Genomic DNA, 11,448 nt, shown 5'->3' on the forward strand with positions numbered 1-11,448 from the left:
ATGGCTTATCATTAGCCCCCTAACGACGCCCACCAAGGTTCTCCCCGGCATGCTGGCTATCTTCCTCACCACCCTCACCATCACCGCGCCGGTGTTTGCCATGTTGTTCCTCGGTGTGCTGCTCAAGCGCATCAACTGGATCAACGACAGCTTTATCCATACGGCATCGTCCCTGGTGTTCAACGTCACCATGCCGGCGCTGCTGTTTCTCGGCATCCTGCATGCCGACCTGCATTCGGCGCTCAAGCCGGGTTTGCTGATCTACTTCGCCGTCGCCACGCTGTTGAGCTTTGCCCTGGCCTGGGGCTGGGCGATTTTGCGCTGCAAGCGTGAAGACCGGGGCATCTACACCCAGGGCGCGTTTCGCGGCAACAACGGGGTGATCGGCCTGGCGCTGGCGGCCAGTATGTACGGTGATTACGGCATCTCCCTCGGCGCGATTCTCGCGGCGCTGGTGATCCTGTTCTACAACACGCTGTCGACCATTGTGCTGGCGGTGTACAGCCCGGTGATCAAGTCCGACCCGTGGAGCATCTGCAAAAGTGTGCTGGCCAACCCGCTGATCATCAGCGTGATCGTGGCCGCGCCGTTCGCCTATTTCCAGATTGGCTTGCCGGGCTGGCTGGAAAAATCCGCGCAGTACCTGGCCGACATGACGTTGCCGTTGGCGCTGATCTGCATCGGCGGCACCTTGTCGCTGGCGGCGTTGCGCAAGAGCGGCAACATGGCGCTGAGCGCGAGCTTGATGAAGATGGTCTGGCTGCCGGTGGTCGCCACCCTGGGGGCGTGGTTGCTCGGGTTTCGCGGGCCGGAACTGGGGATTCTGTTCCTGTACTTCGGCGCACCGACGGCGGCCGCGAGCTTTGTGATGGCCAGGGCGGCGCAGGGGAATCATGAGCTGGCGGCGGCGATTATCGTGATCACCACCTTGATGGCGGCGGTGACCACGAATATCGGGATTTTTGTGTTGCAGGCGGGCGGGTGGATCTGAGCTGTGCCGGTGATAGCTACCTGACCATCACTGCTTGTCCGCCTGATACGCCTCAATCACTTCCTGCGCCGCGCGAAACGCCTCGATCGCCGCCGGCACACCGGCATACACCGCGCAATGCAGCAGCGCTTCGCGGATTTCTTCGACGGTGCAGCCATTGTTCAGCGCGCCGCGCACATGGCCTTTGAGTTCCTGCGGGCACTTGAGCGCGGTGAGGGCGGCGAGGGTGATCAGGCTGCGCGTCTTCAGCGGCAAGCCTTCGCGGTTCCACACGCTGCCCCAGGCATGTTCGTTGACGAAGTCCTGCAGCGGCTGGGTGAATTCGGTGGCGTTGCCCAGGGCGCGATCGACGAACGCATCGCCCATCACCTGACGACGCATTTCAACTCCGGGCTTTTTCTGATCGGTCATTGCGATTCCCTCTTGTGTTGGCGGCGCCAGGCTCGCAGCGTGCTGAACAACAGGAAAGCCACCAGCACTGGCAGGACGTAATACAGCATCAGTTGTTCAAGTTTGTTGGCCAGGCTCATGCCGGTGGTGAACGCCATCACATGCAGCCCATATGCCAGGTACAAGCCCAGCAGCACCAGGCCTTCGGCACGGGTCACGCGGTAGCCGGTATAAAATACCGGCAGGCACAACACCACCACGCCGAGCATCACCGGCAGGTCGAAATCCAGGGCATTGGGCGACACCGACAGCGGCGAGGGCGCGAGCAGGGCGGTCAGCCCCAGTACGCCCAGCAGGTTGAACAGGTTGCTGCCGATCACGTTACCCACGGCGATATCCCGCTGACCGCGCAGGGCCGCGATCAGCGAGGTGGCCAGGCACGGCAGTGAAGTGCCGACGCCGATCAGCGTCAAGCCGATGATGCGTTCCGACAGGCCCAGGTCGCTTGCCACATCCACCGCCGCACCCAGCAACAAATGCCCGGCCAGCACCAGCACCAGCAAGCCGCCGAACATCAGCAATACGCTGCTCAACCAGGGCGCCTTGGCCACCGTGTCCAGTGTGCGCGGGCGCCGTGAATGGCGGGTCTGGTAGTGCAGCACGCCGAGGTAGGCCAGCAGGGCCGCGAGCAGCAGCGAACCGTCGAGTGGCGTCAGTTCTTCATTGGCCGCCAGGGTAAACACCAGCAGGCCGGCGAGGATCATCACCGGGATATCCAGGCGCACCAGTTGCCGCGAGACCCGCAGCGGAATGATCAGCGCCGACAGGCCCAGGGTGACGAGGATGTTGAAAATGCTGCTGCCGATCACACTGCCCACGGCAATGTCGGTATTGCCGGCGAGGGTGGCTTGCAGGCTGACGGTCATCTGCGGCGCACTGCTGCCGAAGGCGACGATCGTCAGGCCGATGATCAGCGGGCGGACCTTGAGGCTGGCAGCCAGGCGCACCGCGGCGCGCACCAGGATTTCGGCGCCGACGATCAGCAGCAGCAGGCCGCTGATCAATTCGATCAGGCTCCAGGGCGAGAGGGCGGTTAATCCGAAAATGGCCAGGGCTCCGTCGTCAATTGCTCAGGGCTTGCACACGAACCCGTGCGGTGCCGCTGCTCAGCATGCCCAGTTGCGCGGCGGCCTGGCGCGACAGATCGATCAGCCGCCCACGGGTGTGCGGGCCGCGATCATTGATGCGTACCACCACGGATTTGTCGGTATCGAGATTGGTCACCTTGACCTGCGTGCCGAAAGGCAGGCGCCGATGGGCGGCGGTCAGGGCGTTCTGGTTGAAAGGTTCACCGCTGGCGGTTTTTTTGCCATGGTGCTTGGCGCCGTAGTAAGACGCGGTGCCGGTTTCGTCGTAGCCGTTGGGGTCGATGAGGCTGCTGGCGCAACCGGCCAGCAAAGAGAACACGGCTAAAAGGCCAAGTAAGCGCTTCATTCAAGGTATCCCCTTATCAAATGTGGGAGGGGGCTTGCTCCCGATAGTGGAGTGTCAGTCATTGGTGTTTTGACTGAATCACCGCTATCGGGAGCAAGCCCCCTCCCACAGGAGGTCCGAGTCGAGCATGAAATCTCACTCGGCCCTTTCATCGCGATCAGCCTTCGAGCTTGCTTTTCAGCAGTTCGTTCACCTGTTGCGGGTTGGCCTTGCCCTTGGAGGCTTTCATGGCCTGGCCGACAAAGAAGCCGAACATCTTGCCGCGCTTGGCTTCGTCTGCCGCGCGGTATTGTTCGACCTGCTCCGCGTTGGCCGCGAGCATTTCATCGAGCACCGCCGAGATGGCGCCGCTGTCGGTGACTTGCTTGAGGCCGCGCTTCTCGATGATCTCGTCGCTGCTGCCCTCACCGCTGGCCATGGCTTCGAACACGGTCTTGGCGATTTTGCCGGAGATGGTGTTGTCTTTGATGCGCAGCAGCATGCCGCCCAACTGCTCGGCCGAGACCGGTGCTTCGTCGATTTCCAGGCCCTGTTTGTTCAGCAGGCTGCCCAATTCCACCATCACCCAGTTGGCCGCCAGCTTGGCGTCCCCGGCGATGCTCACGACTTTTTCAAAGTAGTCGGCTTGCTCACGGCTCGACGCGAGGACGCTGGCGTCGTAGACCGACAGGCCGAACTGCGCCTGGAAGCGCTCGCGTTTCTGCGGCGGCAATTCCGGCAGGGTGGCGCGCACGTCATTGAGGAACGAGTCCTCGATGACCACCGGCAACAGGTCCGGATCGGGGAAGTAACGGTAGTCGTTGGCTTCCTCTTTGCTGCGCATGGCGCGGGTTTCGTCTTTGTTCGGGTCGTACAGGCGAGTTTGCTGGATCACCTTGCCGCCGTCTTCGATCAGTTCGATCTGGCGACGCACTTCGGTGTTGATCGCCTTCTCGATGAAACGGAACGAGTTGACGTTCTTGATCTCGCAGCGGGTGCCGTACTCGACCTGGCCCTTTGGCCGGACCGACACGTTGCAGTCGCAGCGCAGCGAGCCTTCGGCCATGTTGCCGTCGCAGATGCCCAGGTAGCGCACCAGCGCGTGGATCGTTTTGACGTAGGCCACGGCTTCCTTGGCGCTGCGCATGTCCGGTTCGGACACGATCTCCAGCAGCGGCGTGCCGGCGCGGTTCAGGTCGATGCCGGTGGCACCGTTGAACTCTTCATGCAGGCTCTTGCCGGCGTCTTCTTCCAGGTGCGCGCGGGTTACGCCGACACGCTTGATGGTGCCGTCTTCCAGCGGGATATCCAGGTAGCCTTTGCCGACAATCGGCAACTCCATCTGGCTGATCTGATAGCCCTTGGGCAGGTCCGGGTAGAAGTAGTTCTTGCGCGCGAACACGCTGTGCTGGCCGATCTCGGCGTCAATCGCCAGGCCGAACATCACCGCCATGCGTACCGCTTCCTGGTTCAGCACCGGCAACACACCGGGCATGCCCAGGTCTACCAGGCTCGCCTGGGTGTTGGGTTCTGCGCCGAACGTGGTGGCGCTACCGGAGAAAATCTTCGATTGGGTGGCGAGCTGGGTATGAATCTCCAGCCCGATCACGACTTCCCATTGCATAGTGTTCTCCTCAGAAGCCGGTAGGGGTGCGAGTGTGCCAGTCGGTGTTCAACTGGTACTGGTGCGCCACATTGAGCAGGCGGCCTTCCTGGAAGTACGGGGCAAGCAATTGCACGCCGACCGGCAGGCCATCGACGAAACCGGCGGGCATGGACAAGCCCGGCAAGCCCGCGAGGTTGGCGGTGATGGTGTACAGGTCTTCCAGGTACTCGGCGATCGGGTCGCCGGTCTTGGCGCCGATCTTCCAGGCCGGGTTCGGCGTGGTTGGGCCGAGGATCACGTCGACTTCTTCGAACGCCGCCATGAAGTCGTTCTTGATCAGGCGACGGATTTTTTGCGCCTTGAGGTAGTACGCGTCGTAGTAACCGGCCGACAGGGCGTAGGCACCGACCATGATCCGGCGCTGCACTTCGACACCGAAGCCTTCGCCACGGGAACGTTTGTACAGGTCGTTGAGGTCTTTCGGGTTTTCGCAGCGGTAACCGAAACGCACGCCGTCGAACCGCGACAGGTTGGAGGACGCTTCGGCCGGCGCGATCACGTAGTACGCCGGAATCGCGTGCTGGTTGTTCGGCAGGCTGATTGGCTTGATCACGGCGCCGAGCTTTTCCAGCTCCTTGACGCTGTTGTGGACCAGTTCGGCGATACGCGGGTCGAGGCCGGCGCTGAAATATTCGTTCGGTACGCCGATGCGCAGGCCTTTGAGCGAGGTATTGAGGCTGGCGCTGTAGTCCGGCACCGGCTCGTCGACGCTGGTGGAGTCCTGTGCGTCGAAGCCTGCCATACCTTGTAACAATATTGCGCAGTCTTCGGCAGTGCGTGCCAGGGTACCGCCCTGATCAAGGCTGGAGGCGTAGGCGATCATGCCCCAGCGGGACACGCGACCGTAGGTCGGCTTCAGCCCGGTGAGGTTGGTGAACGCGGCGGGCTGGCGGATCGAGCCGCCGGTGTCGGTGGCCGTGGCCGCCGGCAGGAAGCGCGCGGCAACCGCCGCCGCCGAACCACCGGACGAGCCGCCTGGCACGCAGTCCAGGTTCCACGGGTTTTTCACCGCGCCGTAGTAGCTCGACTCGTTGGCCGAGCCCATGGCGAATTCGTCCATGTTGGTCTTGCCCAGGGTCACGGCCCCGGCGGCGGCCAGCTTGGACACCACGGTGGCGTCGTAGGGCGCCTTGAAGTTGTCGAGCATCTTCGAGCCGCAGCTGGTGCGAATGCCCTGGGTGCAGAACAAGTCCTTGTGGGCGATCGGTGCGCCCAGCAGCGCGCCGTTCTCACCGTTGGCGCGACGTGCGTCGGCGGCCTTGGCCTGGCTCAAGGCCAGCTCCTCGGTGATGCTGATGAAGCTGTTGACCTTGGGGTCGAGCTCGGCGATACGCGCCAGCAAGGTCTTGGTCAGCTCTTCGGAAGAAAACTTTTTGTCGGCGAGACCGCGGGCGATCTCGGCCAGAGTCATGTGATGCATGAAAGGCTCTTTCCCTTTAGTCGATGACTTTCGGAACCAGATACAGGCCGTTTTCGACCGCTGGCGCGATGGACTGGTAGGCCTCGCGATGATTGACTTCGGTCACGACGTCTGCGCGCAGGCGCTGGGTGGCTTCCAGCGGGTGAGCCAGGGGCTCGATGCCGTCGGTATTCACGGCCTGCATTTGGTCAACCAGCCCGAGAATGCTGTTCAGGGCTGCGGTGGTCTGTGGAAGATCGGCATCATTCAGGCCAAGCGAGGCCAGATGTGCGATTTTTTCCACGTCGGAGCGTTCAAGCGCCATGGGATTCTCCAGTGGAAAACAGAACGGAGGGCGTCCGTGTGTTAGATTGTCGGAACACTACCGCATTTCTACGGTCATATGGCCGCGATTGTGGGGGTTGGTGCGTAGAAAGTCGGCCAATTTAGCACATTGGCGCCTTGCCCAAAATCCCTGTCGTTGTTAGAGTTTGCCGCACTTTTTTACCCACGCGTTGCCTAGGGTCCTTTCCCCATGTTCAAGAAACTGCGTGGCATGTTTTCCAGCGATCTTTCCATTGACCTGGGCACTGCCAACACCCTTATTTACGTGCGCGAGCGCGGTATCGTCCTGAATGAGCCATCGGTTGTGGCTATTCGGACCCATGGTAATCAGAAAAGTGTCGTTGCCGTCGGCACCGAGGCCAAGCGCATGCTCGGCCGAACACCAGGCAATATCGCGGCCATTCGTCCGATGAAAGACGGCGTGATCGCCGACTTCAGTGTCTGCGAGAAGATGCTGCAGTACTTCATCAACAAGGTTCACGAAAACAGTTTTCTGCAGCCCAGCCCTCGTGTGCTGATCTGCGTACCGTGCAAGTCCACCCAGGTGGAGCGTCGTGCCATCCGTGAATCGGCCCTTGGTGCCGGTGCCCGTGAAGTGTTCCTGATCGAAGAGCCGATGGCTGCTGCGATCGGTGCCGGCCTGCCGGTTGAAGAAGCGCGCGGTTCGATGGTGGTGGATATCGGTGGTGGTACCACTGAAATCGCCCTGATTTCCCTGAACGGTGTGGTGTATGCCGAATCCGTCCGTGTGGGCGGTGACCGCTTCGACGAAGCGATCATCACTTATGTGCGTCGCAACTACGGCAGCCTGATCGGCGAATCCACTGCCGAGCGCATCAAGCAGGAAATCGGTACCGCTTATCCGGGCGGCGAAGTGCGCGAAGTTGATGTGCGCGGTCGCAACCTGGCCGAAGGCGTGCCACGTGCCTTCACCCTGAACTCCAATGAAGTGCTCGAGGCTCTGCAAGAGTCCCTGGCCACCATCGTTCAGGCGGTGAAGAGCGCGCTGGAGCAATCGCCGCCGGAGCTGGCTTCCGATATCGCCGAGCGTGGCCTGGTACTGACCGGTGGTGGCGCCTTGCTGCGCGACCTCGATAAGTTGCTGGCCCAGGAAACCGGCCTGCCGGTGATCGTCGCCGAAGACCCGCTGACCTGCGTCGCCCGTGGCGGTGGCCGTGCACTGGAAATGATGGATAAACACACCATGGACCTGCTCTCCAGCGAATAAGTGATTGCTGGTAAGCCCATGTTTCGCCCGCAGGCAGCACTTTGCAGTGCTGCCTGTTGGCGTTTATCTTCTTCAATCTGCATCCAGGCCGGTTAGATGCCGTATGAATAGAGAGAACATTTGCCTGGGAGGAGCGGCCTATTAAACCGCTTTTCGCCAAAGGCCCCTCATTGGGCGTGCGCTTATTGGTGCTGGTCGTGCTTTCGGTCGCGCTGATGGTGGTCGATGCTCGCTTTGCACTGCTCAAACCCGTGCGTAGCCAGATGTCGCTGGTGTTGATGCAGACTTACTGGATCACCGACCTGCCGCAACGTCTCTACCAGGGCGTGGCCAGCCAATTCGGCAGCCGCACCGAGCTGGTCGCCGAGAACGAAAAACTCAAGACTGAAAACCTGCTGCTGCAGGGGCGCATGCAAAAGCTGGCGGCCCTCACCGAGCAGAACGTTCGGCTGCGCGAGTTGCTCAACTCCTCCGCTCTGGTCAACGAGAAGGTCGAAGTCGCCGAGTTGATCGGCATGGACCCCAACCCCTTTACCCATCGCATCATCATCAACAAGGGTGAGCGCGACGGTGTGGTTCTTGGTCAGCCGGTACTCGATGCCCGTGGCCTGATGGGGCAGGTGGTCGAGTTGATGCCCTACACATCGCGGGTATTGCTGCTGACGGACACTACCCACAGCATTCCGGTGCAGGTCAACCGCAACGGCCTGCGCGCGATTGCCAGCGGTACGGGTAACCCGGAGCGGCTGGAACTGCGTCATGTGGCCGACACCGCCGATATCAAGGAAGGCGACCTGCTGGTCAGTTCCGGCCTGGGTCAGCGCTTCCCGGCGGGTTATCCGGTGGCGACGGTCAAGGAAGTGATCCACGACTCCGGCCAGCCTTTCGCGATTGTCCGCGCCGTGCCGACGGCCGCGCTGAACCGCAGCCGCTACCTGTTGCTGGTCTTCAGCGACAACCGCACCCCGGAAGAGCGCGCCAACGACGCCGCTCAGGCCCAGGAAGCGGAAGACAAACGCAACGGCACCGCGCCGATCATCCCGGCGACCGTACCCAAACCCGCGCCAGCCACACCGCCTGCAACAGCGCCGGCGGTGACTGCGCCCGTGGCCACGCCAGCCAAGCCGGCCGCTCACAGCGCTCGCCCGGTGAAACCGGCGGCGACCAAACCGCCGGCCGCCGCGCCTGCGCCCGCGACGCCCGCCGCCCGGGCAACCACGCGGCAGAGGGAGGAATAATGGCCGGTACTCATTCGCGCAATGGCTGGATCGTCTGGCTGACCTTTGCTCTCGGCTTGCTGCTCAGTGTTTCGCCGCTGCCGCAGTTCATGGAAATCCTGCGTCCGCTCTGGCTGGCCCTGCTGCTGGCATTCTGGTCGCTGAACCTGCCGCATAAAGTGGGCATGGTCACCGCAATGTTTCTGGGCTTGGCGGAAGATGTGCTCTATGGCACCTTGCTGGGGCAGAACGCGTTGATCCTGACCTTGATCACCTTCCTGGTGCTCTCATTGCAGCAGCGCCTGCGCATGTTCCCGATGTGGCAACAGTGCCTGGTGATCCTGGTGATCTTCGGCCTGGCGCAGTTGGTGCAGCTGTGGCTCAGTGCCTTGACCGGCAACCGACAGCCGACCTTGGCACTGGTGTTGCCGGCCCTGGTCAGCGCGTTGCTGTGGCCGTGGGTCAGTTTCGGTCTGCGCGGGTTATGTCGCCGCTATAAAATCAATTGAATGGATTGCGAGGCTCTGCCTGGTTATCGAACCCCACAGGGAGAGTCTGCAATGAATTCGCTTTATCTGGCCTCGGGCTCCCCAAGGCGGCGTGAACTGCTGACCCAGATCGGTGTGCCGTTCACCGTGGTCAGCGCCGCGATTGATGAAACGCCTCTTACCAACGAATCTCCTGTTTCCTACGTCGAGCGTCTGGCGCGCGCCAAGGCCGCGGCGGGTTTCGCTGCCCTCGGGGAAACCTCCGGGGCCTGTGTGCTGGGCGCCGACACGGCGGTGATCGTCGACGGCCAGATCCTTGGCAAACCGGTGGATCAGGCCGACGGCCTGGCCATGTTGCTGGCGCTGGCAGGGCGTGAACATGAAGTGCTGACGGCCGTTGCTCTCACGGACGGTCAGCGCTGTGACACCCGATGTGTAAGCAGTCGCGTACTTTTTCGTGGGATTTCTGTCGAGGAGGCTACAAGCTACTGGCACAGTGGCGAACCTCAGGACAAGGCCGGGGGTTATGCTATCCAGGGGCTGGGCTCGGTGTTCGTGGCCGGGCTCAATGGCAGTTATTCCGCCGTGGTCGGCTTGCCGGTGTGCGAAACCGCGCAGTTGCTTGGCCAATTCGGCATACCCTGTTGGCAAAACCTTACCGCGCGCTGAACGCCGTACACCAGCGCCCAGCCTTAAGCGATCGGCCACTATTGTGAAAACGCCTGAACGAGACCCAGCCATGAGTGAAGAGATTCTGATCAATATCACGCCGATGGAATCGCGCGTGGCGGTGGTAGAGAACGGTGTTCTGCAGGAAGTTCACGTCGAGCGCACCCAGAAGCGCGGGATCGTCGGCAACATCTATAAAGGCAAGGTCGTGCGCGTATTGCCCGGCATGCAGGCCGCCTTCGTCGATATCGGCCTGGACCGCGCCGCGTTTATCCATGCCTCGGAAATTTCCCTGCGTGAAGGCCCGGCGGTGGAAAGCATCAGCGCCCTGGTGCATGAAGGGCAGAGCCTGGTGGTGCAAGTCACCAAGGACCCCATCGGCTCCAAAGGTGCGCGGCTGACCACGCAACTGTCGATTCCTTCGCGCTACCTGGTGTACATGCCGCGCACCGCCCATGTCGGCATTTCCCTGAAGATTGAAGACGAAGCCGAGCGCGAGCGCCTGAAAAAAGTGGTCAGCGACTGCGTTGCCGCCGAGGGCATCAAGGAAGCGGGTGGGTTTATCCTGCGCACCGCCGCCGAAGGCGCCGGTGCCGATGAAATCCTCATGGATATCCGCTATCTGCGGCGCCTGTGGGACCAGATCGGCACACAGATCAAGACCGTCGGCGCCCCCAGCGTGATCTATGAAGACCTGGGCCTGGCCCTGCGCACCTTGCGTGACCTGGTCAGCCCCAAGATCGAGAAAATTCGCATCGACTCGCGGGAAACTTTCCAGCGCACCACGCAATTTGTTGCCGAACTGATGCCGGAAATTGCTGACCGCCTGGAGCATTACCCTGGCGAGCGGCCGATCTTCGACTTGTATGGCGTCGAAGACGAAATCCAGAAAGCCCTCGAACGCAAAGTGCCGCTCAAGTCCGGTGGCTACCTGGTGGTGGACCCGGCCGAAGCCATGACCACCATCGACGTCAACACCGGTGCGTTCGTGGGGCACCGCAACCTTGAAGAGACCATCTTCAAGACCAACCTCGAAGCGGCCACTGCGATTGCCCGCCAATTGCGCCTGCGCAACCTGGGCGGGATCATCATCATCGACTTCATCGACATGGAAGATGAAGAACACCAGCGTCAGGTGCTGCGCACCCTCGAGAAGCAGCTGGAACGTGATCACGCCAAGACCAACATCATCGGCATCACCGAGCTGGGCCTGGTGCAGATGACCCGCAAGCGCACCCGCGAAAGTCTCGAGCAAGTGCTGTGCGAGCCGTGCAGCAGTTGCCAGGGGCGCGGTAAATTGAAGACCCCTGAAACGGTTTGCTACGAGATTTTCCGGGAAATCCTACGAGAGGCACGAGCCTACCAGGCTGAAGGTTATAGAGTGCTTGCCAACCAGAAAGTGGTCGACCGCTTGCTGGATGAAGAGTCCGGTAACGTGGCTGAACTGGAAGGGTTTATCGGGCGCACCATTCGTTTTCAGGTCGAAACCATGTACTCCCAGGAACAATACGACGTGGTGCTGCTCTGATTTTCATTCATTGGCTTTCCCTGAACCCGACAGACCTGGATCTGCGGTCCGACT

12 protein-coding genes are annotated in these 11,448 nt (G+C 61.6%); 6 read left to right on the forward strand and 6 right to left on the reverse strand.

Annotated elements, in window-relative coordinates:
* The first annotated feature begins 49 nt into the window (after positions 1-49).
* The gene (locus tag PverR02_RS04695; RefSeq protein ID WP_079442863.1) at positions 50-991 is read left to right on the forward strand and encodes an AEC family transporter; all 942 of its coding nucleotides are present in this window, start codon (positions 50-52) and stop codon (positions 989-991) included.
* Positions 992-1,018: 27 nt separating this feature from the next.
* Here the strand turns inward: PverR02_RS04695 and PverR02_RS04700 are convergent, their stop codons facing one another.
* The 6 genes from PverR02_RS04700 to gatC form a co-directional block, all read right to left on the reverse strand.
* Entirely contained in the window at positions 1,019-1,402 is a 384-nt protein-coding gene (locus PverR02_RS04700; protein WP_017845409.1) for a carboxymuconolactone decarboxylase family protein, read from the reverse strand.
* The gene (locus PverR02_RS04705; RefSeq protein ID WP_079442864.1) at positions 1,399-2,445 is read right to left on the reverse strand and encodes a calcium/sodium antiporter; all 1,047 of its coding nucleotides are present in this window, start codon (positions 2,443-2,445) and stop codon (positions 1,399-1,401) included. The genes PverR02_RS04700 and PverR02_RS04705 overlap by 4 nt, the downstream gene beginning before the upstream one ends.
* Before the next feature lie 58 nt (positions 2,446-2,503).
* Positions 2,504-2,875 (reverse strand): septal ring lytic transglycosylase RlpA family protein, encoded by a 372-nt coding sequence (locus tag PverR02_RS04710; RefSeq protein ID WP_046384689.1) that lies wholly within the window; start codon positions 2,873-2,875, stop codon positions 2,504-2,506.
* A 157-nt stretch (positions 2,876-3,032) separates the two neighbouring features.
* Entirely contained in the window at positions 3,033-4,478 is a 1,446-nt protein-coding gene (gatB, locus tag PverR02_RS04715; protein WP_017845406.1) for an Asp-tRNA(Asn)/Glu-tRNA(Gln) amidotransferase subunit GatB, read from the reverse strand.
* Between the two features lie 10 nt (positions 4,479-4,488).
* A complete protein-coding gene (gene gatA, locus PverR02_RS04720) occupies positions 4,489-5,940 on the reverse strand; it encodes an Asp-tRNA(Asn)/Glu-tRNA(Gln) amidotransferase subunit GatA (protein ID WP_057004249.1) in 1,452 nt (483 codons plus the stop codon).
* A 16-nt stretch (positions 5,941-5,956) separates the two neighbouring features.
* A complete protein-coding gene (gene gatC / locus PverR02_RS04725; RefSeq protein WP_017845404.1) occupies positions 5,957-6,244 on the reverse strand; it encodes an Asp-tRNA(Asn)/Glu-tRNA(Gln) amidotransferase subunit GatC in 288 nt (95 codons plus the stop codon).
* Between the two features lie 210 nt (positions 6,245-6,454).
* Here gatC and mreB point away from each other — a divergent pair, with 210 nt between their 5' ends.
* From mreB to rng, 5 genes are all read left to right on the forward strand, one after another.
* Positions 6,455-7,492, forward strand: coding sequence for a rod shape-determining protein MreB (gene mreB, locus PverR02_RS04730; protein ID WP_002555108.1), 1,038 nt, complete (start codon positions 6,455-6,457; stop codon positions 7,490-7,492).
* Between the two features lie 140 nt (positions 7,493-7,632).
* Complete coding sequence (gene mreC / locus PverR02_RS04735) at positions 7,633-8,730, forward strand: rod shape-determining protein MreC (protein ID WP_079442865.1); 1,098 nt, start codon at positions 7,633-7,635, stop codon at positions 8,728-8,730.
* Positions 8,730-9,218, forward strand: a complete 489-nt coding sequence (gene mreD / locus PverR02_RS04740; RefSeq protein ID WP_046384686.1) for a rod shape-determining protein MreD — start codon at positions 8,730-8,732, stop codon at positions 9,216-9,218. Before mreC ends, mreD begins: the two co-directional genes overlap by 1 nt.
* A 51-nt stretch (positions 9,219-9,269) precedes the next feature.
* Complete coding sequence (locus tag PverR02_RS04745; protein ID WP_057004251.1) at positions 9,270-9,866, forward strand: Maf family protein; 597 nt, start codon at positions 9,270-9,272, stop codon at positions 9,864-9,866.
* A gap of 70 nt (positions 9,867-9,936) precedes the next feature.
* Positions 9,937-11,394 carry a ribonuclease G gene (rng, locus tag PverR02_RS04750; protein WP_046384684.1) on the forward strand — a complete coding sequence of 486 codons (1,458 nt, stop codon included), beginning with the start codon at positions 9,937-9,939 and terminating at the stop codon, positions 11,392-11,394.
* Positions 11,395-11,448: the final 54 nt, after the last annotated feature.

This window comes from Pseudomonas veronii, from assembly GCF_002028325.1.
GTDB classification, from domain to species: Bacteria; Pseudomonadota; Gammaproteobacteria; order Pseudomonadales; family Pseudomonadaceae; genus Aquipseudomonas; species Aquipseudomonas veronii.